Origin of the sequence: Methylobacterium sp. E-065, from assembly GCF_022829605.1 — a bacterium.
Lineage (GTDB): Bacteria > Pseudomonadota > Alphaproteobacteria > Rhizobiales > Beijerinckiaceae > Methylobacterium.
The window spans coordinates 1-25,954 of sequence record NZ_JAKSYD010000096.1; the positions used below are offsets into that span (position 1 = coordinate 1).

At 68.4% G+C, this 25,954-nt stretch carries 25 protein-coding genes and 1 pseudogene; 16 read left to right on the forward strand and 10 right to left on the reverse strand.

Annotated features, from left to right (window positions below; translation table 11 throughout):
- Positions 1-2,304: DNA translocase FtsK (locus tag MKK84_RS09420; RefSeq protein ID WP_279599439.1), on the reverse strand; the 2,304-nt coding region annotated here is incomplete at its 3' end.
- A gap of 253 nt (positions 2,305-2,557) precedes the next feature.
- Between MKK84_RS09420 and MKK84_RS09425 the strand changes: the two genes are divergently transcribed.
- The 5 genes from MKK84_RS09425 (at position 2,558) to MKK84_RS09445 (ending at position 6,413) form a co-directional block, all read left to right on the forward strand.
- Positions 2,558-2,851, forward strand: coding sequence for a DUF6516 family protein (locus MKK84_RS09425; protein ID WP_243919070.1), 294 nt, complete (start codon positions 2,558-2,560; stop codon positions 2,849-2,851).
- The gene (locus MKK84_RS09430) at positions 2,848-3,255 is read left to right on the forward strand and encodes a hypothetical protein (protein ID WP_243919071.1); all 408 of its coding nucleotides are present in this window, start codon (positions 2,848-2,850) and stop codon (positions 3,253-3,255) included. The genes MKK84_RS09425 and MKK84_RS09430 overlap by 4 nt, the downstream gene beginning before the upstream one ends.
- A 106-nt stretch (positions 3,256-3,361) precedes the next feature.
- Positions 3,362-5,449 carry an NAD(+) synthase gene (locus MKK84_RS09435; protein WP_243919073.1) on the forward strand — a complete coding sequence of 696 codons (2,088 nt, stop codon included), beginning with the start codon at positions 3,362-3,364 and terminating at the stop codon, positions 5,447-5,449.
- A gap of 116 nt (positions 5,450-5,565) precedes the next feature.
- A complete protein-coding gene (locus MKK84_RS09440; protein ID WP_243919075.1) occupies positions 5,566-5,796 on the forward strand; it encodes a hypothetical protein in 231 nt (76 codons plus the stop codon).
- 212 nt (positions 5,797-6,008) lie between these two features.
- Complete coding sequence (locus MKK84_RS09445) at positions 6,009-6,413, forward strand: PilZ domain-containing protein (RefSeq protein ID WP_243919077.1); 405 nt, start codon at positions 6,009-6,011, stop codon at positions 6,411-6,413.
- Between the two features lie 3 nt (positions 6,414-6,416).
- On the opposite strand, the gene MKK84_RS09450 is transcribed toward MKK84_RS09445, so the two are convergent.
- Positions 6,417-6,854: an HIT family protein gene (locus MKK84_RS09450; protein WP_243919079.1), complete on the reverse strand. Its 438-nt coding sequence runs from the start codon at positions 6,852-6,854 to the stop codon at positions 6,417-6,419.
- 156 nt (positions 6,855-7,010) lie between these two features.
- Between MKK84_RS09450 and MKK84_RS09455 the strand changes: the two genes are divergently transcribed.
- Positions 7,011-7,970, forward strand: coding sequence for a cation diffusion facilitator family transporter (locus tag MKK84_RS09455; protein ID WP_243919082.1), 960 nt, complete (start codon positions 7,011-7,013; stop codon positions 7,968-7,970).
- Between the two features lie 477 nt (positions 7,971-8,447).
- Here the strand turns inward: MKK84_RS09455 and MKK84_RS09460 are convergent, their stop codons facing one another.
- The 4 genes from MKK84_RS09460 to MKK84_RS09475 all read right to left on the reverse strand — a co-directional run bounded on the left by MKK84_RS09460 (position 8,448) and on the right by MKK84_RS09475 (position 12,525).
- Entirely contained in the window at positions 8,448-9,302 is an 855-nt protein-coding gene (locus MKK84_RS09460) for an SDR family oxidoreductase (RefSeq protein WP_243919280.1), read from the reverse strand.
- Positions 9,303-9,312: 10 nt separating this feature from the next.
- Positions 9,313-9,492, reverse strand: a complete 180-nt coding sequence (locus tag MKK84_RS09465) for a DUF1328 domain-containing protein (RefSeq protein ID WP_007566531.1) — start codon at positions 9,490-9,492, stop codon at positions 9,313-9,315.
- A gap of 111 nt (positions 9,493-9,603) precedes the next feature.
- Positions 9,604-10,983, reverse strand: a complete 1,380-nt coding sequence (locus tag MKK84_RS09470) for a chloride channel protein (RefSeq protein WP_243919083.1) — start codon at positions 10,981-10,983, stop codon at positions 9,604-9,606.
- A 153-nt stretch (positions 10,984-11,136) separates the two neighbouring features.
- Entirely contained in the window at positions 11,137-12,525 is a 1,389-nt protein-coding gene (locus MKK84_RS09475; RefSeq protein ID WP_243919084.1) for a deoxyribodipyrimidine photo-lyase, read from the reverse strand.
- 538 nt (positions 12,526-13,063) lie between these two features.
- Here MKK84_RS09475 and MKK84_RS09480 point away from each other — a divergent pair.
- The 3 genes from MKK84_RS09480 (at position 13,064) to MKK84_RS09490 (ending at position 15,115) form a co-directional block, all read left to right on the forward strand.
- Positions 13,064-14,191 carry a hypothetical protein gene (locus MKK84_RS09480; protein ID WP_243919085.1) on the forward strand — a complete coding sequence of 376 codons (1,128 nt, stop codon included), beginning with the start codon at positions 13,064-13,066 and terminating at the stop codon, positions 14,189-14,191.
- Between the two features lie 319 nt (positions 14,192-14,510).
- Positions 14,511-14,822: an EthD family reductase gene (locus MKK84_RS09485; protein ID WP_243919086.1), complete on the forward strand. Its 312-nt coding sequence runs from the start codon at positions 14,511-14,513 to the stop codon at positions 14,820-14,822.
- Positions 14,819-15,115, forward strand: coding sequence for a hypothetical protein (locus MKK84_RS09490; RefSeq protein WP_243919087.1), 297 nt, complete (start codon positions 14,819-14,821; stop codon positions 15,113-15,115). Before MKK84_RS09485 ends, MKK84_RS09490 begins: the two co-directional genes overlap by 4 nt.
- Before the next feature lie 74 nt (positions 15,116-15,189).
- Here MKK84_RS09490 and MKK84_RS09495 read toward each other — a convergent pair whose 3' ends face one another.
- Positions 15,190-16,302, reverse strand: coding sequence for an alkene reductase (locus tag MKK84_RS09495; RefSeq protein WP_243919088.1), 1,113 nt, complete (start codon positions 16,300-16,302; stop codon positions 15,190-15,192).
- Positions 16,303-16,554: 252 nt separating this feature from the next.
- Here MKK84_RS09495 and MKK84_RS09500 point away from each other — a divergent pair, with 252 nt between their 5' ends.
- The 3 genes and pseudogenes from MKK84_RS09500 (at position 16,555) to MKK84_RS09510 (ending at position 20,503) form a co-directional block, all read left to right on the forward strand.
- The gene (locus MKK84_RS09500; protein ID WP_243919090.1) at positions 16,555-17,727 is read left to right on the forward strand and encodes a zinc-dependent alcohol dehydrogenase; all 1,173 of its coding nucleotides are present in this window, start codon (positions 16,555-16,557) and stop codon (positions 17,725-17,727) included.
- A 530-nt stretch (positions 17,728-18,257) separates the two neighbouring features.
- Positions 18,258-19,736 (forward strand): annotated as a pseudogene (locus MKK84_RS09505) (PAS domain S-box protein).
- A 95-nt stretch (positions 19,737-19,831) separates the two neighbouring features.
- Complete coding sequence (locus MKK84_RS09510) at positions 19,832-20,503, forward strand: SOS response-associated peptidase (RefSeq protein WP_243919092.1); 672 nt, start codon at positions 19,832-19,834, stop codon at positions 20,501-20,503.
- 27 nt (positions 20,504-20,530) lie between these two features.
- Here MKK84_RS09510 and MKK84_RS09515 read toward each other — a convergent pair whose 3' ends face one another.
- The gene (locus tag MKK84_RS09515) at positions 20,531-20,791 is read right to left on the reverse strand and encodes a hypothetical protein (RefSeq protein ID WP_243919093.1); all 261 of its coding nucleotides are present in this window, start codon (positions 20,789-20,791) and stop codon (positions 20,531-20,533) included.
- Positions 20,791-21,102, reverse strand: coding sequence for a hypothetical protein (locus MKK84_RS09520; RefSeq protein WP_243919095.1), 312 nt, complete (start codon positions 21,100-21,102; stop codon positions 20,791-20,793). Before MKK84_RS09520 ends, MKK84_RS09515 begins: the two co-directional genes overlap by 1 nt.
- Before the next feature lie 124 nt (positions 21,103-21,226).
- Here MKK84_RS09520 and MKK84_RS09525 point away from each other — a divergent pair, with 124 nt between their 5' ends.
- On the forward strand, positions 21,227-21,388 hold the full coding sequence (locus MKK84_RS09525; protein WP_243919097.1) for a hypothetical protein: 162 nt from the start codon (positions 21,227-21,229) through the stop codon (positions 21,386-21,388).
- 59 nt (positions 21,389-21,447) lie between these two features.
- Here MKK84_RS09525 and MKK84_RS09530 read toward each other — a convergent pair whose 3' ends face one another.
- Positions 21,448-22,620 carry a hypothetical protein gene (locus MKK84_RS09530; RefSeq protein WP_243919099.1) on the reverse strand — a complete coding sequence of 391 codons (1,173 nt, stop codon included), beginning with the start codon at positions 22,618-22,620 and terminating at the stop codon, positions 21,448-21,450.
- Positions 22,621-23,003: 383 nt separating this feature from the next.
- Between MKK84_RS09530 and MKK84_RS09535 the strand changes: the two genes are divergently transcribed.
- From MKK84_RS09535 to der, 3 genes are all read left to right on the forward strand, one after another.
- The gene (locus MKK84_RS09535; RefSeq protein WP_243919101.1) at positions 23,004-23,612 is read left to right on the forward strand and encodes an NnrU family protein; all 609 of its coding nucleotides are present in this window, start codon (positions 23,004-23,006) and stop codon (positions 23,610-23,612) included.
- A gap of 248 nt (positions 23,613-23,860) precedes the next feature.
- Positions 23,861-24,571, forward strand: a complete 711-nt coding sequence (locus MKK84_RS09540; RefSeq protein WP_243919102.1) for a tetratricopeptide repeat protein — start codon at positions 23,861-23,863, stop codon at positions 24,569-24,571.
- 26 nt (positions 24,572-24,597) lie between these two features.
- The gene (der, locus tag MKK84_RS09545) at positions 24,598-25,944 is read left to right on the forward strand and encodes a ribosome biogenesis GTPase Der (protein WP_243919103.1); all 1,347 of its coding nucleotides are present in this window, start codon (positions 24,598-24,600) and stop codon (positions 25,942-25,944) included.
- Positions 25,945-25,954: the final 10 nt, after the last annotated feature.

Sequence of the window (25,954 nt, forward strand, 5' to 3'; positions counted from 1 at the left end):
GTTGATCGCCACCGACTTGCCCGAGCCGGTGGTGCCGGCAACGAGCAGATGCGGCATACGCGCGAGGTCGGCGATGATCGGCTCGCCGCCGATGTTCTTGCCCAGGCACAGAGCCAGCTTGTGCTTGCTCTCGGCGAAATCGGCCGAGGCCAGGAGTTCGCGCAGGTAGACGGTCTCGCGGGTCTCGTTCGGCAATTCGATGCCGATGACGTTCCGGCCGGGCACGACCGCGACGCGGGCCGAGACCGCCGACATCGACCGGGCGATATCGTCGGACAGGCCGATCACGCGGCTGGACTTGGTGCCGGGGGCGGGCTCGAGCTCGTACAGGGTGACGACCGGGCCCGGCCGCACCGCCAGGATGTCGCCGCGCACGCCGAAATCCTGGACCGTCTGCTGCAGGTTGAGGGCGTTCTGCTCCAGCACGTCGGCATCGACCTCCTCGCTGCCGCCGGGGGCCGGCAGGGCGAGCAATTCCAGGGACGGCAGCTCGTAATCGGCGTTCTCGATGGACGCGATCTCTAGATGCCGGCCCGCCGGGATCAGGTGCGCCCGGGGCGAGACCATCGGCAGCGCAACCGGCGCGGCGGCGACCGGCTCGATCATGGTCGCGACGGGCGCGGCTTCGAGCTCAGCCTCGCCTTCGGCCTCGATCTCGGCCAAAGCCGGCTCGGGCTGCGCCGGCTCAGGCTGGGGCGCCAGCTTGCCCCGCAGCAGGACCGGACGCGGGGTCATCGGAATTACCACCCGCTCGACCTCGGCCTGCTCCGGGCCGGACACGGCCGGTGCCACCGGCACAGCCTCGGCCTGGACCGGAGGGAGCGCCGGTGCGGAACTCGGCTGCCCGGCGGCGCGGATCGCGGCCCGGGCCGCCATGGCGCTGAGCATCGGGGCGCGACGCGGAGCCTCGGCGGTCGGTGCCTCGGTGGTATGTGCTCCAGCCGTGGCGCTGCCCGGGCCGAAGACCAGCGACAGGCCTGCCGGCGCCGACGCCGCGGCGAAGGGCAGGAACGCGCTGCGGATCGCGGCGTCCGCGTCATCCCGCTGTACGGTCTCGGGCGCCTGCATCCGACCGTTGTCCTGCCCATCGGCGGGGCGCGGCGGCTGATCGAACCGCACGAGCCGGTCGAGCACGTAGACTGGCCGCGGCGGCTGCACGGCATCCGGGGTCATCGAGATGGCGGGCTCGATGGCGGCCGGCACCGGGGTGGCCTCGGCAGGCTGCGGCTCCAGGGCCGCCCAGGCTTCCACGGACGACCAATCGCCGCCGCCGAACCAGGGCTGGACCCCCGACCAGTCCGGCAGATCGGACCAGTCCCGAGCAGGGGCCTCGATAGCGGCCTCGATCTGCGGCAGGGCGGCCTCTTCGATGAAGGACGTCTGGGCGACCATGTCCTGGATAGCCGGCTCAAGAGCGATTGAAGCCACCGTCACCGGGGCGATCACGGCCGTCGACGCGGCCAGCTCGACGGCGGGCCGGGCCGGGCGGCGGTCCGGCGTCCGGAAGAAGCGGACGCCCGGCGGGGCGACGAAGGGCTGGCGCCAGAGCGGCACCACCTCGGCCTCGTGGGCGGGACCGGACAGGACGGAGGCGTCCAAGGCCTGCTCCGCCTGCGCGTCGGCGGTCCGGGCGCGCTCGGCCTGTTCATGCTCCGCCTGCTCGCGGGCGGTCCGCTCGGTCTCCTGAGCCAGGGCGGCGGCCTGCGCCTCTGCGCGGGCCCGCTCCAGGGCGACGCGCTCGGCCTCCAGGGCGCGCTGGCGGCGCTCCTGCAGCACCGAATCGGGCGTACGGGTGTAGCGCACGGCCGAGGCGGTCATGGCCGGATGCGGCGCGGGGACCGGGGCGTGCAAAGGGGCACCGTCCGGAGCATGTTCGGGCGCGATGGCGGCGGGCCGGCGGGGCTGACGCACCAGCACGCCCGGCGAGGAGGCGCTGCGGTCGATCCGGCTCTCGAACACCGGTGCCTCCGGCGCATCGAGGCGCGCCCGGTCGTCGAAGACCTCGTCGGGCCAGACATGCTCGGGCGTGGCAGCGCGCGGACGCATGGAACGCTCCGGCATGTCGCGCCCGACCATCGTGGCGGGCGTGGTCAGCCAGCTCGGCTCGGCCCGGCGCCCGGGGGCGCCGTGGGCCGGACGGGCGGGCAGCCCGGCGGGGGAGCCGGACAGGCGGCGGGTGAGGCTGGCGCGGAGCGCCATCAGCCGATGCGCCAGGGCTCCCAGGGAGAGACCCGAGCGGTCGCCGCCGCGCACCGGGCGGGCGGGATCACGGTGAGAGTACGGAGGCCGTCCCGATGCGCGCATGGGTTCTCGAACGATACTCGAAACAGGGATCCGCCGGTGCGCGGCGGCTGCTCCGAGTTAGGCCATTCGTCGTTAATGGAGGCTTGCCATGGGGCCATCTGGTGGAAACCATGTGGGCTGTCGGTGGGGCGGTGGGACGCTGCGGGACAGGATGCCCGTAAAGAGAGAAGCCCACCTCGAAGTGCTCAATCAGAAGCATTCCGCCTGACAAATATGACGCTTGACGTCATATTGCGTCCGGCACATTTAATCCATGGCCAAGGCGACCCCCTTCTTCAGCCGCCGGATCGTTTACGATGACGGCGTGATCCTTCAGATGAAAATCGTGGTGGTGCCGACGCCCGTACGCGGATCAGCGCACAGCCTGAAATATTCACTGTTCTACGGTCGTGCCGGTGAGCGTATCCTCGCCTACGACAACGAAGCGGGGAAGGGCGACCACGTCCATCGCGGCGACCTGCCGTCGAACTACATCGTCACCACAGTCGAGCAGCTGGTCGCGGATTTCCTCAGCGAGGTCCGCCTGCTTCGCGGAGGATCGCTATGAGCAAGGGCACCCTCATTCAGATCGGCGGTTCGGCCGAAGAGATCGGGGAGGCTTTCATCACGGCTTGGCACCGCGCCGAAGCGGGCGACCTCACGCCCGAACGGCCCGTACTCGTCTTTGAGAGCCTGAACGGCTTCAAGGCGGCCTTCTCGAACGCGCGGCTCGAGATCCTAGACGCGCTCGCGGATGCGCCGGCACCATCCATCACAGCCCTCGCCGGCCGCGTCGGGCGGCCCTACAGGCGCGTCTATGACGATGTCGCCGCGCTGGCATCGACCGGGGTCATACGCAAGACTGGGCGGCAGCTTACCTTGGCCGCAGCAGAGGCGACGGTGACGGTGAAATTCGGCGGAGCCAAAACGGGAAGCCGACGCGAAAAGCGGGCGGTCGAGCCCGTGAAATGAGGAGGCCATAGAGGGCATCCGAAGCCTCTCGGGCGTCCTCCACTGAATGCAGCCCCAAGATCGAGCCACATATGGGCTTGAGAGCCCCTCCGACGGACAGGTGCCCGTGACCCAGCCGCCTTCCCCCTCCCCCGCCGATCTCCGGGGCCTCGGACCGGCCACCTTCCGCTCCCTCTACCGCCACGGCTTCGCCCGGGTAGCGGCCTGCACGGGCCGCAGCCACCCGGCCGAGCCCGCGCGCAACGCCGACGCGGTGCTCGCCCTCGCGCAGACCTGCCACGATGCGGGTGCGGCACTGGCGGTCTTCACCGAACTCGGGCTGTCGGCCTACGCGATCGAGGATCTGCTGCTGCAGCAGACGCTGCTCGATGCCGTGGAGGAAGAAGCCGCCCGGGTGATCGCCGAATCGGCGGGCCTGCGGCCGCTGCTGCTCGTCGGCGCGCCGCTGCGCTGGCGCCACCGGATCTACAACTGCGCGCTCGCCATCCAGGGCGGCCGCCTGCTTGGCGTGATCCCCAAGACCTTCCTGCCGAACTACCGGGAGTTTTACGAGAAGCGCCATTTCGCGTCCGGCGCGGGGATCGTCGGCGAGACCATCCGGGTCGCGGGCATCGATGCGCCGTTCGGCACCGACCTGCTGTTCCTGGCCGAGGATCTGCCGGGCCTCGTGGTCGGGGTGGAGATCTGCGAGGACCTGTGGGTGCCCGAGCCCCCCGGCATGCGCGCGGCGCTGGCCGGCGCCACGGTGCTGGCGAACCTCTCGGGCAGCCCGATCACGGTCGGCCGGGCCGAGTCGCGCGCACTCCTGTCGCGGGCCGCGTCGATGCGGGGCGCCTGCGCGTATGTCTACGCCGCCGCCGGCCAGGGAGAATCGACCACCGACCTGTCGTGGGACGGCCAGACCAGCATCGACGAGCTGGGCGTGCGCCTCGCCGAGGGCCCGCGCTTCCCGCAGGAGCCGGTGGCCACGATGGCCGATATCGACCTCGACCTGATCGCCCAGGAGCGCCTCCAGGCCGGCAGCTTCGACGACGACGCGCGCCGCCACGCCCTCGCCTATCGCCGGATCCCGTTCCGGCTCGACCCGCCCGAGGCCGATCTCGGCCTGATCCGCCGGATCGAGCGCTTCCCCTTCGTGCCAGCCGACCCGTCGCGCCTCGCGCAGGATTGCTACGAAGCCTACAACATCCAGGTGGCCGGCCTCGCCCAGCGGCTTGAGGCCACCCGCACCCGCAAGGCCATCATCGGCGTCTCGGGCGGCCTCGATTCGACTCACGCGCTGATCGTGATCGCCAAGGCGTTCGACCGCTTGGGATACCCGCGCTCCGACATCATGGCCTACACGCTGCCGGGCTTCGCCACCTCGAACGCCACCAAGACCAACGCCCACGCGCTCATGAAGGCGCTCGGCTGCACGGCCGCCGAGATCGACATCCGCCCGGCCGCCAAGCAGATGCTCGCCGACATGAACCACCCCTTCGCCAGGGGCGAGGCGGTCTACGACGTGACTTTCGAGAACGTGCAGGCGGGGCTGCGCACCGATTACCTGTTCCGGTTGGCCAACAACGCGGGCGGTCTCGTGGTCGGCACCGGCGACCTCTCGGAACTGGCGCTCGGCTGGTGCACCTACGGCGTCGGCGACCAGATGAGCCACTATGCGGTCAATGCCGGCGTACCCAAGACCCTGATCCAGCATCTGATCCGCTGGGCGATCGGCAACGGCGAGGTCGGGCCCGAGGAGGCGCGCACGCTGCAGGCGGTCCTCGACACCGAGATCTCCCCCGAACTGGTGCCGATGGACCAGGACGACAGCCCGCAGAGCACGGAGGCCACGATCGGCCCCTACGCGCTGCAGGATTTCAACCTGTTCTACACGCTGCGCTACGGGTTCCGCCCCTCGAAGATCGCCTTCCTGGCGGTGCACGCCTGGGGCGACAAGGACCATGGCTTCTGGGCACCGGACTTCCCCGAAGCCAAGCGGGTCGCCTACGACCTTCCCGAGATCCGGCGCTGGCTCGGCGTGTTCCTGAACCGCTATTTCGGCTTCAGCCAGTTCAAGCGCTCGGCACTCCCGAACGGCCCGAAGGTCTCGGCCGGCGGTTCCCTGTCGCCCCGGGGCGACTGGCGCGCGCCCTCGGACGGCTCGGCGCGGATCTGGATCGACGAGCTGAACCGAAACGTCCCTGAAACTTGACCGTCACAAACTCGACCGATTGTGCCATTATGAGCACGGTCAAGCCAATTATTGCCAGTGCAGGCTCCTGCACAGGGAACAGGCGGCTTCGAGGGCGGCCAGGCGGAGGACTTCGAATGCGAAGCTACAACCTGTTCCAGCTCAAGGGCGAGGAGGGCCTCTGCTGCGCGGTGCCGGAGGCGAGCACGGTGCCGCCCTTCATCGGTGCCGGCCGGTGGGTTTTCGGCGGCAAGCTCTGTGACGGCAGCCGTCAGCCCCTCGACTTCGACGACCGGGCCGCCGACACCGCCGTGCGCTTCAACGGCTTCTATCTGTTCCAGACGGTGGACCGGCGCTTCACGGCGTGAGCGGGGACTCCGCACGCACTTTCCTCCCTGCCGGGATGTGAGACGCGCGGAACCGGCGGCTGCCGCACTGCTCCCGGACGAGAACCCGCATCCGCCCGCTCTCTATCGATATCCGGCTCTGAAATAGGTCCGGAGTCCGGTATCCCGACGAAGATTCCTTAAGAGCTGGCGTGCAGACTCTGTCGAATTGTCAGCCTTCCGGAGCCGCACGTATGTCGGAGCACCGCCGAGAGACGCGCCAGAGGGTCTTCCTCAAGGGGCGCATCGTCTTCAACAACGGGTCGTCCAGCTTCGACTGCCTCGTGCGCGACATGTCCTCGTCCGGCGCGCGCCTCGTCATGAGCGAGACCACGACGCTGCCGGAGGTGTTCGACCTCTACATCCCGCAGAAGGACCGCACCTACCGGGCGACCCTGCGCTGGCGGCGGGAGGACGGGATCGGCGTGACCTTCGAGGACGCCGCCCGGGCTGCGGCTGCTGCGGTGCCCGATCCGGTCGCGACCGATGCCTCCGTGACCCTGCTGCTGCGGCGCGTGAGCGAGCTGGAGACCGAGAACGCCGCCCTGCGCCGACTGCTCGCCAGCATGGCTCAAGGCGATTCGGCCAGCGCGGCCTGACCCTTAGCGCTGCGTTTCGAGCGCCGCGCGGATGCGCGCCGCGTGCTCGGCCAGGATCGTGTTGTCGGCCATGCCGCCCTCGTGGCGCTTCAGCGGCACGCCCTCCCGCCGCGGGATGACGTGGACGTGCAGGTGGAACATGGTCTGGCCGCCGGCCGGCTCGTTGAACTGGAACACCGTAAGCCCGTCCGCCTGGAACGCCGCCTTCACGCCGCGCGCGACGTGCTGGACGCTTGCCATCAGGGCCTCGAGCGATTTCGGGTCGGCATCGAGGAGGCCGCGGGCCGGCGCCTTGGGGATCACCAGGGTATGGCCCTCGCCCTGGGGCATCACGTCCATGAAGGCCAGCGTCTGCGCGTCCTCGTAGACGCGGTGGCAGGGGATCTCGCCGCGCAGGATCTTGGCGAAGATGTTGTCGGGGTCGTAGCGCGCGTCGGCCATGCCGCCTCCGGAAAACCTTGAGCGGCGACAGGTTGCACGGGCCGCCCAGCCGCGTCCACATGGGAACCGGCCGTGCACTGGAACGCTTGCACCGCCGCGGCTGGAGCGTGGCGGTGCCCGGTGGGCGGCGCGGATCGGGGTGCAGAGGTTTACCGGATGGCGCACGAGAGCACGGGGGCGATCTACGCGGCGGCGGGCGCCAATCTTGCCATCGCGGTGGCGAAGTTCGTCGGTGGGGCGCTGACCGGCTCGACCGCGATGCTCGCCGAGGGCGTGCATTCGGTGGTCGACACAGCCAATCAGGTGCTGCTGCTGGTGGGCATGAAGCGGTCCGAGCGGCCCGCCGACGACCGGCACCCGTTCGGCTACGGCCGCGAGATCTACTTCTACGCCTTCGTGGTCGCCCTGATGATCTTCCTCGGGGGTGGCGTCTTCGCGGTCTACGAGGGCATCGAGCGCGTTCGCCACCCCGAGCCGGACGTGGACGCCGAACTCTTCGGCTACAAGCTGCCCGGGATCTGGGTGAATGTCGGCATCCTGGGCTTCGCCATCGTGGCCGAGGGCACCTCGTTCTTCGTGGCGATGCGCCAGTTCTGGGCCGAGAAGGGCCAGCACTCGGCCGTGCGGGCGATCCGGCGCAGCAAGGATCCGACCCTGTTCACGGTTCTGGCCGAGGACACCGCGGCGCTGATCGGCCTGCTGATCGCCCTCACCGGGGTCGCCTTGAGCCATATCCTGGAAATGCCGAGCCTCGATGGCTGGGCCTCGGTGGGGATCGGCCTCGTGCTGATCGGGATGGCCGGCTTCCTGATGGTCGAGACCCATGGCCTGTTGATCGGCGAGGCCGCCGATCCCGAGGTCGTCGCTGCGATCTTCGAGCTGGCCCGCGCCGAGCCGGGCGTGCTCCACGTCAACGAGGTGCTAACTCAGCACCTCGGCCCCTCCGACATCCTAGTCAATCTCAGCATCGACATGGCCGATGACGTAAGCGCGGGCGATGTCGAGGGCCTCGTGACCCGCCTCGACCGGGCGCTGAAGCAGCGCAATCCGGACGTGACCCGGGTGTTCGTCGAGATCCAGCAGCAGGGGGATCACGGGGTGCGGCGGGCAGCGTGAGGGGGGGCTTCACGGCGGCACCCTTTCCTGGGCGCATGGAGCGAAAGCGGAATGCGACCCGGGAATCAGCATAGGAAGCGCCGCGCAAGCGGCACTGTTTGATGCCGTCAGACGCTTCGCGACGTCTCATGCTAGATCCCGGATCAGGTTCCGCTGCCGCTACACCTGTCCGGGAAAGGGGCGCCTGAACAGACCCGCCCCGAACCGCAGCCGAGGAAACCATGAAGCCAAGTGAGGCGCCTAGCGATCCGGCGACGATCAAGCAGGGGCGCCGGACCGCTACAGCGAGCGCGGACGCAGCGATTCCTCTTGCGGAGCGTGTGGCGGCAATCCGCCGAGCAGCCTTCGCGAAGGCCAAGCGGGCCCGCAGACATCTCTGACCCCCGAAGAACGCGATGCGCTCTGGGGGACATGACGCTCTTCAAGACCTCTATCAAACCTGGCTTCGTGTCGGCCGCCGCCTGAGCCAGTCTCCCCTCATTCACTCCGCCCCACCTGCTTCAGGCTCAGCGCCCAGACCCGCTCCTGCACGCCCTCGTCGCGGCTCTCGGACGAGGAGGCCTTGGGCTTCGAATGGGAGAAGTAGCGGCCTGTGACGCCATCGAGCTCGGGGGCGCTCGCTACGTGGAGCGAGGTCTGCGCGCCCTTCTCCGGCGTTGTCAGGAACGGCCGCATCAGCGACCACGCTGTACCGAACAGGCCGCCGGTGTTCCGGGCGAAGCCCGTATTGATCACCCCCGGATGCAGGGCATTGACCGTGATGCCTTCGCCGCGCAGCCGCCGGGCGAGGGCATAGGTGAACAGCACGTTGCCGAGCTTGGCCTGCGCGTAGGCCCGCATGGCCCCGTAGCGCCGTGCGCCCTCGATGTCGTCGAAATCGACATGCCCTCGGGTATGAGCCGCGGAGGCGACGTTGACGATCCGCGGCTTGCCGCCGGCCGCCGCGGACGCCTTGAGGGTGTCGAGCAGTTCGAGCGTCAGCAGCACGTAGCCCAGATGGTCGAGCGCCCAGGTGCGCTCGATCCCATCGACGGTCAGGGTGCGGTGGTCGAAGATCGCGCCGGCATTGTTCACCAGCACGTCGAGTCGGGGATCGGCGTCCCGCAGGGTCGCGGCGAGACGCCGGATCTCGGCCTGGGCCGAGAGATCGGCGATGTGCGGATCGACCACGGCGCCTGGCACCGCGGTGCGGATCTGGTCCGCGCTCGCTCGCGTCCGCGCGGCATCGCGCCCGACGATGGCGACCCGCGCGCCTAAGCGCGCGAGGCCCAAGGCCGTCTCGTAGCCGATCCCGTTGGTCGCCCCTGTGACGAGGCAGACCGTGCCGCGCATCACGCGCGCCTCAGAACACCGCCTGGCCGACCGCGAAGGCGATGACCACGATCACGATGGCGACCAGCAGGAACAGGCCGAACAGGATCCGGGCCAGCGAGCCCGCCCCCGAGGCGATGCCGGTGAAGCCGAGGCCGCCGGCAATCAGCGAGATCACGAAGCAGATGAGGGCCCATTTCAGGAGGGTCATGGCATCACTCCACACGCGCCCGACGACCGGGCTAGGTTTCGTTGCCTCAACCAATGCCAAGCGAGACCGTTCCGCGGTCCAGCCCCAGGCCGCTTATTTTCTTAAGGCCGGTCAGGCGGTCTGACTCACCGGCTGCGCCGGCACGTCGGCCCGCTCCAGCATGATCTCCGCGAGCGTGTGGTAGAGGCCGCCCCGGCAAACCGCCTTCGAGGCGGCGTCGGAGACCAATGCGGCCACCATCAGCGGGATCATCATGGCGTGGTTCTGGGTCATCTCGGTGACGATGACGAAGCTGGTGATCGGCGCCTGGAGCACGCCCGTCAAATAGGCCACCATGCCGATCAGCACGAGGGCGCCCACCGGCATATCGGGCAGCAGGCCGTGGACCGTGCCGCCGAGGCCGGCCCCGACCGCGAGCGACGGCGCGAACAACCCGCCCGGGATGCCGCTGATCGAGCTCAGCACGGTGGCGGCGAATTTCAACGGCGCGTAGGCCCAGCCGGCCGCGGCATCGCCGTGGAGGATATTCCGGGCCTCCTCGTAGCCGGTGCCGTAGGCCGTTCCGCCCGAGGCGAGGCCGCACAGGGCGACGCACAACCCGCAGGCGGCCGCGAACACCACCGGCCGAGCTCGGATCAGGCGGCCGGCGCGCCCCGGTAGCCCGCGGGCAAACAGGATCACGATCCGGCTGAACAACCCGCCCGCGAGCCCGCCGACGGCCGCGATCAGCAGCACGACCCAGCTCGCCGCGAACGGCAGCTCAGCCTGGGTGGTGCCGAAATAGGTGTAATTGCCCAGAAGCCACAGCGAGGTCAGGCCCGCCGCGACGATCCCGGCCACGATCAGGCCGGAGGAGCGTGCCTCGTAGGCCCGGCCCAATTCCTCGATCCCGAACACGATGCCGGCGAGCGGCGTATTGAAGGCCGCAGCGACGCCAGCCGCGCCCCCCGCCAGCAACAGGCCCGGCAGGCGGTCCGGCGTGAGTCGGCCGAAGGCCGCCATGATGGCGGCGCCGACCTGTACGGTCGGCCCCTCGCGGCCTGCCGAGGCGCCGCAGAACAGCCCGAGGAACAGCACCAGCACCTTGCCGAGGGCCACCCGTGGGGAGATCAGCGAGAACCGGAAGCGCGCATCCCGGGCGTGCCGGGCCGCGATCACCTGTGGGATGCCCGAGCCCTGCGAATTCGGGAACACCGTGCGGGCGAGCAGCGCCGCGAGCGCGAAGCCGGCGGGCGTCAGCACCAGCGCGATCAGCGGGGAGATCGCGATGAGCCGCCGGAATCCGTCCTGCGCGAGGTCTGCCCCTTTGGCCATCAGCACGGCAGCGAGGCCGACGCAGATGCCCCCGGCCAGGAACAGCATCCGGCCGCGCCAGAGCGGGTAGGCCTCCAGCGAGGCCGAGCGCAGGCGCATGATCGAGCGGCGGTAGCGGGAGCGCCGCGGGCGGGGGGATCCGGCCGTTTCCCGCACGTCGTCCCGTGTGTCCACCATGATCGAGTACTGCACCCGCGCCGCCGGAGCGGATGCTATACCGCACTTGATGTGGCGTGGCCCAGGTCAGTCAAGGCACGCCGGCCCCGGCATATCACCCGGGCTCGATTCGAAGGCCTTGATCGATGCGCCTGATCCGGGACCGGCCCCCTTTCAACCCTCTGCGGCGCAGAGTTTCTCTACCGCTTTCACGTACCCCTTCGCGTCGAACTTCTTCAGTGAGTTCTCGCTCTGGTAGCGGACGGTCCCGAAAACCTTGCGTCGCGCCCAGGGCCGGTCGTGCAGGCCGTAGACCCAGGCGACATTGGTGAAGGAGTTCGCGTCGCGCCCGTCGAGGAAGTAGCGGTTGTTGAGCCGAAGCGTGCGGGCGAACCCCTCCTCGGGCGAGGGGGACCAATCGAGGATCTTCTTGCCCCAGTACATCCGCAGCTGGTTGTGCATGTAGCCGGTCTCGCGCATCTCCCGCATCGCGGCGTTCCAGTAGAGGTCGTGGGTCTCGCCGGCCGCCAGTTCGGCCTCCGAATAGGCGTGCGGGCGTTCATCCTTCGCGTGCTCAGCGAGCGTCTTGCGCGCCCAGTCCGGCACGGCCTTCTCGTAGGAATCGTAGCCCTCCGTGTAGAAGACGTGGTTCATCGCGAGCTCGCGCCGGACGATCAGTTCCTCCAGATAAGCGCCGCGGTCGTCGTCGTCGCCGATCTTGGCTTCGCGCACCGCCAGGGCGATCTCGACGGGCGAGATCTGACCGAAATGCAGGTAGGGGCTCATGTGCGAGGCGGCGGCCGCCTCCGGCATGTTGCGGCCCGCGCCGTAGCCCGCGAAGCCGTCCGCCACGAACGCCTTCAGGCGCTTGCGGGCCTGCGTCTCGCCGCCGATGAAGCGCTTCACCGGCCCGACCACGCGATCGAGCGTCATGCCGGCGAGCACCGCCTCGGGGTCCGAGACGTCGATGGCACTCTTCAGCTTGAGCGTCTCGGCCGCGTGCTTGGGCTTGCGCGGCTTCAGCTCTTCGATGAACGGGTCCCAGAGCCGGTTCAGCTTCGGCCGCAGGGTCCGGGCGGCGTATTCATGCTTGTTCGAGGCTGTCTCGACCGGCACCACCACGTCGCCCTCGACCTGGACGATCCGGGTCTTCACCGCCTCGGTGATCTCCGCGTACCAGCCCTTCTGGATGGCGAGATAGCCCCGGTCGAGGACGAGGAGTGCCGCGTCCTTCGCGAGGTCGATGGCGACCTTTGCGGGCGAGGCCTTGCGCATGACGAAGCCGATCCCGCGCTTCTCCAGACCGGCCTTCGCATCCGCAAGACCCTGGAGCAGGAAGGCGTAATGCCGGGCGTTGGCCTCGGGAAAGCCGCTGGCGCCATCGAGCAGACCGAAGCAAGCGACCACCGGGAGGCCCAGGCGGTTCGCTTCCTCAATGGCCAGTTCAAGCGCCGGGTTGAACGAGGCCCGATTGGCCTGTTGCAGGAGATAGAGCACGTAAGCCCCGTCTTCGCGCGGCTCGACGTCGTTGAGAACCCGGATCCGCTCACTCTGGATCGCCATGCTCACCCTGATCCCCACTTCGCGTCATGCACCGAACACTGGCCCTGAAAGCTAGAGCGGATCGCGCCGTCGTCTCTCCGGGGCGTGAGCACGCCCGGCGATCGTCGAGCCCCGGGGAAGCAGTGGGGATGAACGACCCAAACCTGCATTGGGCCAGCGACTTACGCTGCAATCGACATAGGTTTTACGCGGGATCTCCGGGATCTACCCTCGGGAACGAGCCTGCGGCATTTTCAGCACAGGGGTCCGTGGACACGTGTGCCGTCGCACAAAAGGACAGCGGTGCTGTCCTGATGGTCTTGCAATTTTTAGCCACGGGCGCAGATTGTGCAGCGCGGGACAGCGATGGCGTCGCGGTCCTGCAGCCCTTCTTGGGCGTTTCCTCCCTAGACTTCGGGCCGCTCCTTCGGGAGTGGCCTTTTTTCTGTGCGGTGGTCCATGGGGGCCTGTCACAGAACCGTGTCTGTCCGACTGGATCCGGCCGGATCCTAACGTCATGCTGGCACCGAGCGCCGGAACAGGCGCGGGAGGACACGCCATGCGGATCTCTGCGAGGATCGTTGCCGCGCTGCCGGCGCTCGCCTGCCTGCTCGCCCTCGCGGGCCCGGCGGCGGCCACGGACCCGCCGCGGTTCCAGGTCGATCCCACTTGGCCGAAGCCGCTGCCGAACGATTGGATCCTGGGTCAGGCCGCGGGCGTCGCCGCCGACGCGCAGGACAACATCTGGGTGATCCAGCGACCGCGTACCCTCACCGACGACGAGAAGGCCGCGAGCCTCGATCCGCCCCGGACCAAATGCTGCAAGCCGGCCCCGCCGGTGCTGGAATTCGATCAGGCCGGCAACCTTCTACGGAGTTGGGGTGGCCCCGGGACTGGCTACGACTGGCCGGCCAACGAGCACGGCATCCAGATCGACGGCCAGGGTTTCGTCTGGATCGCCGGCAATGGCGATCAGGACGGGCAGCTTCTGAAGTTCACCCCCGAGGGCAAGTTCGTGCTGCAGATCGGCAAGTCCGGCCCGCAGACCGACAGCCGCGACACCAGCCGTCTCGGGAAGCCCGCCAACGTCGATTTCGATATGGCGGCCAACGAGGTCTACGTGGCGGACGGCTACTACAACCACCGCATCATCGTGTTCGACCGGGACACGGGGGCGTTCAAGCGGATGTGGGGCGCCTACGGCAAGCCGCCCACCGACGACAAGCTCGGCCCCTACGATCCGGCGGCCGCTCCGGCCCAGCAATTCGCCAACCCGGTCCACTGCGTGCGCATCGCCAAGGACGGGTTGGTCTATGTCTGTGACCGGACCAACGACCGGGTTCAGGTGTTCAGGAAGGACGGGAGCTTCGTGACGGAGTTCTTCGTGGAGAAGAACACCCGGGCCAACGGCTCGGTCTGGGAACTGGCGCTCTGGCCGGACGCGGACCAGACCTATCTCCTCAATGCCGACGGGGCCAACAACGAGGTCCGTACCCTGGAGCGCGCCACCGGCGCAGTGTTGGGTGCCTTCGGCCGCAACGGCCGCATGGCAGGCCAGTTTCACTGGATCCACAATCTCGCGGTCGATTCGCAGGGGAACGTCTTCACGACAGAGGTCGATACCGGCAAGCGGGCGCAGAAATTCGTCCCGGCGGGGGATGTCGGTCTGCCCAAACGCGTACCGTGACCCGTCGCTGAACATGATGGGGCATGCAGCTTCCCGCTTCTCGGGCCTGCCCGGTCGGGCAGGCTTGTGACGTCGCAGGATGCATCGGCCGATCGGACCGGGAGTTCTCGCGAACGATTCTCGCCTCCGAGGGCCAACGCCCTAGCTTTCCGCGTACGATCCGGCCAACCTAGTCCCGCTCGAGCGCTGGCTTTTGGCTCGTCCGATGCCGCTCATATGATCTCGGGCTGCTTCGAAGCGTGCCTCGGGGCTCCGCAAAGCGCGTCGGGTTTGCCCGTAGGCCGGACAGCCGAACCGCGACACAGGGAGAAGGACCAATATGATTCTCGTGAGCGTGATGTACCCGTCGGGCCCGAGCTTCGACATGGGCTATTACCTCGGCCATCACATGCCGCTGGTCCGGGAGCGCTGGTCCGCGCTGGGCCTGCACGACGCCAAGGTAGTCAAGGGCGCCGGGACGCCGGATGGCGGCACTGCGCCGATCCAGGTCATGGCTCTGCTGACCTTCGAATCGGTCGATGCGTTCCAGAAGGCCGTTGCCACCCATGGCACCGAAATCTTCGCCGATATCCCGAACTTCACCCAGGCGCAGGCCCAGGTTCAGATCAACGACTTTGCGGAGGGCCCGTGATCGATATCGTCAAGGCGGTGCAGGGGGCTGATCCCAGCCTCGGCACCTACGTCATCGTCCTGCGGAGCGACTCGCGAGCGCTCGACGGCTCGGAGAAGCTGTCGGCTGAGGCCCAGTCCTGGCTGGCCGCCAACGCCCCCGGCGGCCGTCTCGCGCGCGTGAAGATCCAGCTCGCGCCCTACCCGGGCGCAGGCCCGGCCGAGCGTGACGTCACCGTCATGGCCTTCGCGGAGGCACGGGAGCTCGCCGCTTTCGCGACACACTGGACCGGCGATCCGATGGAGGACGAATAAAGGCTCGGTTAACGGCGATGTTTCACGTGAAACATTTGTAAACCAGTTTACCCAAGTGGGCGTCGCACGCGGCCTCACCGACGAACGGGAACCGGCCCGTTCATGCCGGGCCAGTCGGAATAGCCGTTCGCACCTCCACCGTACCAATAGGCCTTCGGCGCCTCGGCCACGGGTGCGCCGGTGGCGAACCGCTCCACCAGATCGGGATTGGCGAGGTAGGGCCGGCCGAAGCTGAACAGGTCCGCTCGACCTTCGGCCAGTTCCTGCTCGGCGAGATCGAGGGTCAGCCCGTTATTGCCGATATAGGCGCCCTTGAAGCGGCGGCGTAGCGCCTGGAGATCGACGCCCTCCGACGCATCACGGGTCTGCTGCGTCACACCTTCGATCGCGTGGACGTAGAGAAGCCCGAACCCGTTGAGCGCGTCGAGATAGCTGCCGTAGGTGGCGTTCGGATCGGAATCGAGTGGGGTCTCGCCCGGCTGCGTCGTAGCGGGCGAGATCCGGATGCCGACGCGGCCGCCGCCGCCCCAGACCTCGGTCACGGCCTGGACCACCTCCAGGGGGAAGCGCAGACGGTTCTCGATCGAGCCGCCGTAGCGGTCGGTCCGCTGGTTGGTCGAATCGCGCACGAATTGTTCGAGCAGGTAGTTGTTGGCCGAGTGGATCTCGACGCCGTCGAACCCGGCCCGCTTGGCGTTCTCCGCGGCCCGGCGGTAATCCGCCACGATGCCGGGGATCTCGTCGGTCTCCAGGGCACGGGGCGTCACGTGGGGCTTCATCCCCTCGCGCGTAAAGGCGGTGCCCTCCGGCTTGATCGCCGAGGCCGAGACCGGAAGGTCCCCGCCGGGCTGTAGATCGGGATGCGAGATCCGGCCCGTGTGCCAGAGTTGAAGAAAGATCAGACCGTCATTGGCGTGGACAGTCCGGACAATCCGCGACCAGCTCTCCACCTGCGCGTCGGACCAGATCCCGGGGGTATAGGCGTAGCCCACGGCCTGGGACGAGATGTTGGTCGCCTCCGCGACGATAAGGCCGGCGCTCGACCGCTGACCATAATAATCGGCGGCGAATTCCGGCGGCACCCCGTCGTTGTTCGAGCGGCTGCGGGTGAGCGGCGCCATCACGACGCGGTTCTTGAGGCTCAGGCCACCGATCGTGACCGGCTGAAGGATCGGGCTGTTCGGCATGAGGGCTCGCAGAGGCTCTGACGATCGGGGGTGTGCGCCGGGCGTCGGGTGCGCGTGTCACGGTCCGACGCGGAACCGGAGCGCCCCGTCGAGCCGATAACCCCCGACGGTTGGGTCGAGGTTCCACGCAGGCCCAAGCTCAGTTCCTTCGCCGCAGGGTCGGCGGCCAGGAACTTGGCCGTACCGCGCAGGGCTTACCCGGAGAGACGGCCGCACCCGGCCTCACCCCACCGACATCTGGAGACGCGCGTTATGAAGGCACTGTGCTGGCACGGCCGAAACGACATCCGGTGCGACACAGTCCCCGACCCGAAAATCGAGGATTCCCGCGACGTGATCATCAAGGTGACGAGCTGCGCGATCTGCGGCTCGGATCTTCACCTGATGGACGGGCTGATGCCCACCATGGAGAGCGGCGACGTGCTCGGCCACGAGTTCATGGGCGAGGTCGTCGAGGTCGGTCAGGGCTTCACCAAGTTCAAGAAGGGCGATCGGATCATCGTGCCCTTCAACATCAATTGCGGTGCCTGTCGGCAGTGCAAGCTCGGCAACTACTCGGTGTGTGAGCGCTCGAACCGCAACGCCGAGATGGCGGCGGCGCAGTTCGGCTACACCACGGCCGGCCTGTTCGGCTATTCGCACCTCACCGGCGGCTACGCGGGCGGCCAAGCCGAGTATGTCCGTGTGCCGATGGCCGACGTGGCCCCGATGAAGGTGCCGGAGGGCATGGATGACGAGCAGGTCCTCTTCCTCACCGACATCCTGCCGACCGGTTGGCAAGCCGCCGAGCACTGCGAGATCCAGGGCGGCGAGACCATCGCGATCTGGGGCGCCGGCCCGGTCGGCATCTTCACCATCCAATCGGCCAAGATCATGGGCGCCGAGCGCATCATCGCGATCGAGACCGTGCCCGAGCGCATCGCGCTGGCCAGGAAGGCGGGGGCCACCGACATCATCGACTTCATGAACGAGGACGTGTTCGAGCGGATCAAGGAGATCACCAAGGGCCTGGGTGCGGACGCGGTGATCGACTGCGTCGGCATGGAGGCGAGTGCCGGCCATGGCGGCATCACCGGCGTGCTCTCGGCCGTGCAGGAGAAGCTCACCGCGACCGAGCGGCCTTACGCGCTGGCGGAGGCGATCAAGGCGGTGCGGCCCTGCGGGATCGTCTCGGTGCCGGGTGTCTATGGCGGTCCGTTGCCGATCAACATGGGCTCGATCGTCCAGAAGGGCCTGACCATGAAGAGCGGCCAGACCCACGTGAAGCGCTACCTCGAGACGCTGACCAAGCTGATCCAAGAGGGCAAGATCGACATGACCAGCCTGATCACGCACCGGTCGCACGACCTCGAAGAGGGTCCGGACCTCTACAAGACCTTCCGCGACAAGAAGGACGGCTGCGTGAAGGTGGTGTTCCACCTCTGATCCGACGGGATCGGCTTCGGTCGATCGCGAATCACGGCATGGTCCGGGCGGCGATGAACCGCTCGGACTACGCCCTCCCCGATCGCATGCCATAGCCTCCATACCGGAGGGATTTTTTGGTAAGTGGGGTGTGCTCTCGTCCTGCGACGAAGTTCGTGATTGAACCCACGTCAACCAAAAGCGCCATCGCAGGCGCCGATAGCGATCAGCGTCCGGCGCATACCTGCTCTTCTCTCGCCTATAAAGTGTGCTAATCCAAAATAAGCACTGCTTTAGGAAGAGAAGATGCTTTTCGTAAGATCTATAAAGATTCAAAACTAATAGAAACCGAGCCTCTTTGACAGTAGAAATTCGATATTTACAGGCATCGATCAATTAGAATTTCTTCATTTCGTGACCTGAGATCTTAACGAACCCCTCTGCAGAATGCGACTCTGCATTCCATGCATGGAGAGTATGGTAATATGGCTTGAGCCGATCCGGCGCTCGTGTCGAAAGAGCCGGCACCATCGAAGGGGAAATAAATTCCAATGGCCTTTGTGTTCGATCGAAGCCTCACATCCAAACTTGCGGCTTTGGATCGTTCCCAAGCCGTCATCGAGTTCGACCTCGACGGCAAGATCCTGACGGCCAACAAGAATTTTTGCGACACGCTCGGATATCCGCTCGACGAAATCCGCGGCAAGCCGCATGCCCAGCTCGTCGATCCGGCCTATCGCGACAGCGCGGCCTATCAAGAGTTCTGGGCAGCGCTACGGAGCGGCACTTTCCAGGCGGGCGAGTTCAAGCGCATCGGCAAGGACGGCCGTGAGGTCTGGCTTCAGGCAACGTACAACCCGATCCTCGGCCGCGGCGGCAAGCCGGTCCGGGTGGTCAAGTTCGCGAGCGACGTCACCGCGCAGGTGATGCGCACCATTGCGTATGAAGGCCAGATTAACGCCATCAACCGGTCGCAGGCGGTGATCGAATTCAAGAGCGACGGGACGATCCTGACCGCGAACGACAACTTCCTGGATGTGATCGGCTACCGGCTGGACGAGATCGTGGGCCGCCATCACAGCCTGTTCGTCGAACCGACGGTCCGGGACGGCGCCGAATACCGGACCTTCTGGAACCGCCTGGCCAGCGGGCAGTACGAGATGGGCGAGTTCCGGCGCCTCGCCAAGGACGGCCACATCGTCCATATCCAGGCCTCGTACAACCCGGTCTTCGACCGCGACGGGCGGCTGCTCAAGATCGTCAAATTCGCAACCGACGTCACCGCGCTGGTTCAGGACCGCGAGCGCCGGGCGGACTTGCAGCAGACGATGGTCCGGGATCTGAACGCCATTGCGGACGCCTCGTCGAACGTCTCGTATCAGGCCGGGCAGGCGGCAGAATCCTCGACGCGGGTCTCCGGCGAAATCCAGGCGGTGGCCTCGGGCGCCGAGCAGCTTGCCGCCTCGGTCGCCGAGATCAGCGGCCAGGTCACGTAGGCCTCGGAGATCTCCGGGCAGGCCGTCGATCAGGCGAAGTCCACGCAGACCGTCATCGCCGGTCTCAGCGAGGCGGCCGCGCAGATCGGCGAGGTCGTGGCGCTGATCCAGAGCATCGCGGCGCAGACCAATCTTCTGGCGCTCAATGCCACGATCGAGGCGGCGCGCGCCGGCGAAGCGGGACGCGGCTTCGCGGTGGTCGCCGCCGAGGTGAAGGAGCTGGCCAACCAGACGTCCCGGGCGACCGAGCAGATCGGGTCCCAGATTTCCGGAACACAGGAGGCCACCCGGGAGGCGGTCGGGGCGATCAGCGCGATCCAGGCGACGATCGTGCGGCTGAACGAGGTTGCCGGCGCGATCTCCACGGCCGTCGAGGAGCAATCCGCGGTGACGCGTGAGATGTCGGCGAACATGCAGACGGCTTCGCAGGGCGTCGGCGCGATCACCCAGGGCCTCGGCGGGATCGCCCAATCGGCCAGCAAGGCAGACCAAGCCACACAGACGTTGCGGACCGCCGCCCAGAGCCTCGCTTGATCCGGCCGTACAACCGTCGGTGTTGACGGTCCCGCGCCCCGCGCCGAGAAGGCGCGGGGTCCCGGAGGCAGGACCGAGGACGGGCGGGACGCGCGATGTGCAACCTCTACAGCCTGCGCACCGGCCAGGCGGATTTGCGCCGCGCCTTCGGGATCGTAGACGACCGCACCGGCAACCTGCCGCTCCTGCCGGCGATCTTCCCCGACCAGATGGCCCCGGTGGTGCGCAACGGCGCGGACGGCCGGGAGCTCGCGCTGCTGCGCTGGGGCATGCCGGGCCCGAAGGCGTTCGGCGAGCAGCCGATCACCAACGTGCGCAACGTCGCGAGCCCGCACTGGCGCCCCTGGCTCGGGCCGGCCCATCGCTGCCTCGTGCCGGCCACCGCCTTCAGCGAATACGCCGACACCAAACCGCGCAAGACACCGGTCTGGTTCGCCCTGGCGGAGGACAGGCCGCTTTTCGCCTTCGCGGGGATCTGGCGGCCCTGGACCGGCATCCGGGGGACGAAGCGTGAGAACCCGGACCGCGCCGAGGCCGAGCACACGCTGTTCGCCTTCCTGACCACCGAGGCCAACGGAATCGTCGGGCCGGTCCACCCGAAGGCGATGCCGGTCCTGCTGACCACTCCCGAGGAATGGGTGACCTGGCTCGAAGCACCGACCGCGGAGGCGCTGCGCCTCCAGCGCCCGCTGCCCGATTCGGCACTGCGGGAGGTGGCGCGCGGACCGCGCGCGGACGGGCCCGAACCGGACGCGGACGGGACCTGAACCGCGGAAAGCCCGGTCCGATCGCGGCTACTGAACCGGGCCGCCGTCCCGCGCCTGAAGCAGGCGGATGGCCTCGCCCAGAACCGCATGCAGATCCGCCGCGCCCTGCGGACTGAGGGGCAGGCCGATCCGCTGGCCGTGGATCGTGTCGAGCACGACCATGGCGAGTTCCTCGCCGATCAGCAGGTTGGGCTGCGGCAGGCAGAGCGGCAGGACGAAATCGCCCTCTGTCTCGCCGAGCACATCCACGGCGTCCGAGGGGCGGAAAGGAGGCTTCGCATCACTCATCAGGGCTCTCCCCCATGATCCCGGTCGGGCAGGCGTAGCGACCGGACCGTCAAGGTGTCGATCTCCAACGATCCGATCGCAAGCGCCCCCACGCGGGCGCGGCCGACCGAGAGGCGGCCGATCGCGAAGGCCCCGATCGCCACCGCCCCGAAGGCTGCGGCCCCGAGTGCAAGCGCGCCCAGCGCCGAGGCGCCGACCGCCCCGGCCCCGACCGCGCCGGACCCGAGAAGAGCCGCCTCCCGGGCAGGCGGCGCGACCCCGCGCGCCCGCGTCCCTTCACGCGTCTCCCGGGGCATCCTCGATGCGCTCATACGAGCCCCTCTCACGGCTGGTTGGAGAGCCCGTATAGCCGACGTTAACCCGGTTTTCACGCCGTCCGGCCGAGGCTGGAGCCTCTTCGACCGTGCATCCGCCCGGGTCGAGAGGAGGCAACCCGTGTCGCACCTGCTCCAGCCCTTGGCGATTTTCGCCTGCGGTTGCCTGCTGATCCACGCGGGCCGCGCCTATGCCCGCGCCACCACGGTCATGCTTTCGGCCACCGCCCTGACGCTGAGCGTGACGCTAGGCACCGTGCTCTGCCAGCGGATCGGTCAGTAGAGCCGCGTCCGGTAGCCCTCGGCGATCGCGGCCTCGGCTTTAGCGACGGTCGCGGTCTGTCAGGGCCAGACCCGGATCGCCACCGGGCGGCGCAGCAGGTCCCGATCCGAGGTGATGGTGCAGCCCTCCGTCCGCAGGCTGGCATAGGTCAGGAGCGCCGTGTCGCCGACATCGTCGAAGTTGCGGCCCTTCGCGTCCGGATCGAGCAGCGACGGGTAGGCGATCAGCGGTGCGGTGGCCGTGCAGGGATCGTCGTAGAGGGTCGCGCCCTCGACCAGCAGGCGGGGCTGGTCCCAGGCGATCAAGTCGCGGGAGCTGGTCCAGTAGAAGCCGGAACGTGCGAACCCCTCCCCCGCCTTGGCCATGAACACCGCGATCCAGGCGCCCGAGCCGCGGTGCCGGACCACGGCCCCGACCGGCCCCGGGAACGGCCCGACCGGCCGGCAGGTGGCGGGCTTCGGAGCGGGCCTTCCGTAGGGATCCGGGAAGGCGGCGGTGAAGCCCGTGCCGGTCCAGGCCCGCCAGCGGGTCGGATCGGCGGGATCGTCGCTGCGGAACAGGCAGACGCCCGCCTCCTGGTCGCTGCCGGGACGGGTCCAGCCGGTGGTCGAGGCCATGAAATAGCGCCAGCGCCCGTCGGCAACGATGTTCGACGGGTTGAAGAAGCCGCGGTGATGGCCCTGGTCGATCTCCTGCCGGAACGGGGCGCCGGCCACCACCACGGGCGGGCTCTTCCGCGTGAAGCTGCGGCCCCCGTCCGCAGAGGCGGCGGCCGTGATCGTATTGTACCAGCAGGCCATGTATTCCCCCGCCGGACAGCGGCCGGGATGCTCGTTGGCCTGATACTCGTGGTGCAGCAGCGCGGCCACGCGGGTGCCGTCCTCGGTCCAGGTGGCGGTGATCCACGAGCGGTCGTCGTAGGCGGCGGGGTCGGATTTCTCGCCCGAGTCGAGCACGACCGTGCAGTCGAGCTTGAGGTGGTCGAGATTCGGGCCGCGCAGTGCCCGGTTGCGGTAATGCATCCCGAAGAGCGCCACCGCGCCCGTGGCATCGCGGAACGCGCGGGCCGGGGCGTCCGGGACATCGGCGCCGTCGCAGGCATCGCGGCCCGCCTTGAAGACGATCGACGGTGGACCGACCAGGGTCAGGGCCGAGAGCGGGGGATCGGCTGCGGCGAGGGCCCGGAGCGGAAGGACCGTGAGGAGCAGCACCACCGCCGATGAGAGACGCAACGCGCCCCCTCTCCCGTGCGGGAGAGGGTTGGGGTGAGGGATGGGAACGCTCAGGATCGAACGCATGATCGATGCGCCGACAGGGCGCGCCTTGTTCGGAAAGCTCTCGTTCCTCACGCGGCTCTCTGCGAGAGCAGACCTCTCCCGCACGGGAGAGGGGACCCGCAATCTGCTCTGCAACCGTATCGCCGCCCTCGATAGGGAGTTCCAGAAGCCCACCAAGGAAGGCTGGAGAGTCCCGCGCCAGCCTCCGCCCATCCGATCCGCCAAGCCCATGGCCGCCATCCGGCTGCGTCCCGGCCGCGCCTGGACAAACAGGCTGAGATTCGCTTGAGAACCATTACAGAGTGCTTGCACTCGACTGGTCTGTCCAAGAGTCTCCCATGGTTCTCCTGATCCTCGGGCTCGTGCTGTTCCTCGGCACGCATGCCTTCTCGATGGCGCGCACCCGGCGCGCCGCGATCGTCGGCCAGATCGGCGAGGGCCGGTACAAGCTCGGCTACACCGCCCTGTCGCTGCTGGGGCTGGTGCTGATCGGGATCGGCTTCCACGATTACCGGCTCGCCGGCTACATCCCGGTCTGGGATCCGCCGGTCTGGACACGCCACCTCGCCCTGACGCTGGTCTTGCTGGCCTTCATCAGTCTCGCCGCCGCCTATCTGCCGGGCCATATCCGCGCCAAGGCCAAGCACCCGATGCTGCTCGCCGTGAAGATCTGGGCGACGGCGCATCTGCTGGCCAACGGCGATCTCGGCTCGATGTTGCTGTTCGGCGGCTTCCTGGCCTGGGCGGTGACGGCGCGGATCAGCGCCAAGCGCCGGGCGCTGGCCCCCGGTGCGGTCGTGGCCCAGCATGGAGGCCCTGCGGCCGCGCCCCATGGCTGGCGCAACGACATCCTGGCGGTGGTGATCGGCACGGCGGCGTGGTTCGTCTTCGCGCGCTACCTGCACTACCCGGTGATCGGCGTACCGGTCTGGCCGGGTCAGGCCTGATTGCGAATCCTGGGATTCCCAAGGGCTCGCCCTTGGGCAGGTTTTCAGGGCGGAGCCCTGAAGCTCGGTTCCCCAGGGCTCTGCCCTGGACCCGCGAAAGGTCTCGACCTTTCGAAACCGGGACATCTTCGTGCGCGGCGCGGACGGGCTTCGGGATAGGACCTGTCGCCAACCCGCCGCCCGTGTGTTAGGCGCGGGTCCCAATCGAGGTACGAGGTGGGGCGCCGGCATCGGCGGCCCGGGATAGAATGGCCGAGAACAACGAGTTCCTCCGCGAAGTCAACGAGGATTACCGCCGCGACCGGATCCTCCAGATCTGGAAGCGCTACAGCGGCGTGATCATCGCGCTCGCCGTGCTCCTGGTGGCGGGGGTCGCGGGCTGGCGCTACTGGCAGGCCCAGCAGCGCGCCGCCGCCGAGACGGCCTCGATCCAGTTCGACGAGGCCAACCGCCTTGCCAAGGAGGGCAAGGTCGCGGATGCCGACAAGGCGTTCGACGCCCTGGAGGCACAGGCTCCGGCGGGCTACCGGGTGCTGGCCCGCTTCCGTGCGGCGGCCGAGACGGGCAAGCGCGACGCGGCTGCCGGCGCAGCCGAGTTCGACAAGCTCGCCGACGATACCGGCCTCGGCGACGGCCTGCGCGACCTCGCCCGCCTGCGCGCCGCCCTGCTGCGCCTCGACGGACCGAACCCGGATCCGGCGCTTGCCAACCTCCAGGGTCTGGCCGCCGGCACGCCGTTCCGCCACACCGCCCGCGAGATGCTGGGGCTCTCCGCCTTGAAGAAAGGCGACTACGAGGAGGCCGGCCGCTGGTTCGACCAGATCGTGGCCGATCCCGACACCCCGCGGAACCTGCGCGACCGGATCGAGGTCTACGCAGCGATCGTGGCGGGCGGTCCCGTCACGGTGACCGAGGCCAAGCCCGAGCCCGCCGCACCGCCCCCGCCGATCACCCGCTGATTTCTGCGAACTTTTCGAGACCTATCATGGATATGCCGACCGTCGCGATCGTCGGGAGGCCGAACGTCGGCAAGTCGACCCTGTTCAACCGCCTCGTGGGCAAGAAGCTCGCGCTGGTCGACGACCGCCCGGGCGTGACCCGCGATCGGCGTGAGGGCGACGTCACCTTCGGCGGCCTCCAGTTCCGGGTAATCGACACCGCGGGACTCGAGGAGGCGGACGAGAAGACCCTCACGGGCCGGATGCGGATGCAGACGGAGGCGGCGATCCTGGCCGCCGACGTGGTGCTGTTCGTAATCGACGCCCGCGCCGGCGTGCTGCCGGCCGACCAGCCCTTCGCTGAATTGGTGCGGCGCTCCGGCTGCCCGGTGATCCTGATCGCCAACAAGGCCGAGGGTGGCACCGGTCTCGCCGGGGCCTACGAGGCCTTCACCCTCGGGCTGGGGGATCCGATCCCGTTCTCGGCCGAGCATGGCGAGGGGTTGGGCGAGCTGCACGATGCGCTCACGGGTGCCCTGCCCAAGCGCGATGACGATGAGGAGGACGAGGACGCCCCCGGCGGCCGGTCCCTGAAGGTTGCCATCGTGGGCCGCCCCAATGCCGGCAAATCCACGCTGATCAACCACATGCTTGGCGAGGAGCGGCTGCTCGTGGGCCCCGAGGCTGGCATCACCCGCGATTCCATCTCGCTGGACTGGGAGTGGCGTGGTCGGCGGATCAAGCTGCACGACACGGCCGGGATGCGCCGCCGCGCCCGGATCGACGACAAGCTCGAGAAGCTCGCGGTCTCGGACGGGTTGCGTGCCGTGCGCTTCGCCGAGGTGGTGGTGGTGCTGCTCGATGCCACGATCCCGTTCGAGAAACAGGATCTCACCATCGTCGACCTCGTCGAGAGCGAGGGCCGGGCCGTGGTGATCGGCCTCAACAAGTGGGATCTGGTGGCCGACCAGCCGGGCCTACTCAAGCAGCTGCGCGAGGATTGCACCCGCCTGCTGCCGCAGGTGCGCGGCGTCTCGGTGGTGCCGCTCTCCGGGCTGGCCGGCGACGGGATCGACAAGCTGATGCAGGCGGTGGTGGATGCCGCCGAGGTCTGGGACAAGCGGATCTCGACCTCGCGCATCAACGACTGGCTGAGCGAGGCGACCTCGCGCAACCCGCCTCCGGCGGTCTCGGGCCGGCGGATCAAGATCCGCTACGCGACCCAGGTGAAGAGCCGGCCGCCGCATTTCGCGCTGTTCGGCAACCAGCTGAATGCGCTGCCGAAATCCTACACCCGCTACCTCGTGAACGGCCTACGCGAGGCGTTCGAGCTGCCGGGCACGCCAATCCGACTGTCGCTCAGAACCTCGCAGAACCCGTTCGACAAGGGGTAATCCCGCCTTC

What these genes read in the sequence shown, in the direction of transcription:
- MKK84_RS09425 (WP_243919070.1), top strand. Translation starts at nt 2,558, where the DNA reads ATGGCCAAGGCGACCCCCTTCTTCAGCCGCCGGATCGTTTACGATGAC.
- MKK84_RS09430 (WP_243919071.1), top strand. Translation starts at nt 2,848, where the DNA reads ATGAGCAAGGGCACCCTCATTCAGATCGGCGGTTCGGCCGAAGAGATC.
- MKK84_RS09440 (WP_243919075.1), top strand. Translation starts at nt 5,566, where the DNA reads ATGCGAAGCTACAACCTGTTCCAGCTCAAGGGCGAGGAGGGCCTCTGC.
- MKK84_RS09445 (WP_243919077.1), top strand. Translation starts at nt 6,009, where the DNA reads ATGTCGGAGCACCGCCGAGAGACGCGCCAGAGGGTCTTCCTCAAGGGG.
- MKK84_RS09450 (WP_243919079.1), bottom strand. Translation starts at nt 6,854, where the DNA reads ATGGCCGACGCGCGCTACGACCCCGACAACATCTTCGCCAAGATCCTG.
- MKK84_RS09455 (WP_243919082.1), top strand. Translation starts at nt 7,011, where the DNA reads ATGGCGCACGAGAGCACGGGGGCGATCTACGCGGCGGCGGGCGCCAAT.
- MKK84_RS09460 (WP_243919280.1), bottom strand. Translation starts at nt 9,302, where the DNA reads ATGCGCGGCACGGTCTGCCTCGTCACAGGGGCGACCAACGGGATCGGC.
- MKK84_RS09465 (WP_007566531.1), bottom strand. Translation starts at nt 9,492, where the DNA reads ATGACCCTCCTGAAATGGGCCCTCATCTGCTTCGTGATCTCGCTGATT.
- MKK84_RS09470 (WP_243919083.1), bottom strand. Translation starts at nt 10,983, where the DNA reads ATGGTGGACACACGGGACGACGTGCGGGAAACGGCCGGATCCCCCCGC.
- MKK84_RS09475 (WP_243919084.1), bottom strand. Translation starts at nt 12,525, where the DNA reads ATGGCGATCCAGAGTGAGCGGATCCGGGTTCTCAACGACGTCGAGCCG.
- MKK84_RS09480 (WP_243919085.1), top strand. Translation starts at nt 13,064, where the DNA reads ATGCGGATCTCTGCGAGGATCGTTGCCGCGCTGCCGGCGCTCGCCTGC.
- MKK84_RS09485 (WP_243919086.1), top strand. Translation starts at nt 14,511, where the DNA reads ATGATTCTCGTGAGCGTGATGTACCCGTCGGGCCCGAGCTTCGACATG.
- MKK84_RS09495 (WP_243919088.1), bottom strand. Translation starts at nt 16,302, where the DNA reads ATGCCGAACAGCCCGATCCTTCAGCCGGTCACGATCGGTGGCCTGAGC.
- MKK84_RS09500 (WP_243919090.1), top strand. Translation starts at nt 16,555, where the DNA reads ATGAAGGCACTGTGCTGGCACGGCCGAAACGACATCCGGTGCGACACA.
- MKK84_RS09510 (WP_243919092.1), top strand. Translation starts at nt 19,832, where the DNA reads ATGTGCAACCTCTACAGCCTGCGCACCGGCCAGGCGGATTTGCGCCGC.
- MKK84_RS09515 (WP_243919093.1), bottom strand. Translation starts at nt 20,791, where the DNA reads ATGAGTGATGCGAAGCCTCCTTTCCGCCCCTCGGACGCCGTGGATGTG.
- MKK84_RS09520 (WP_243919095.1), bottom strand. Translation starts at nt 21,102, where the DNA reads ATGAGCGCATCGAGGATGCCCCGGGAGACGCGTGAAGGGACGCGGGCG.
- MKK84_RS09535 (WP_243919101.1), top strand. Translation starts at nt 23,004, where the DNA reads ATGGTTCTCCTGATCCTCGGGCTCGTGCTGTTCCTCGGCACGCATGCC.
- MKK84_RS09540 (WP_243919102.1), top strand. Translation starts at nt 23,861, where the DNA reads ATGGCCGAGAACAACGAGTTCCTCCGCGAAGTCAACGAGGATTACCGC.
- der (WP_243919103.1), top strand. Translation starts at nt 24,598, where the DNA reads ATGGATATGCCGACCGTCGCGATCGTCGGGAGGCCGAACGTCGGCAAG.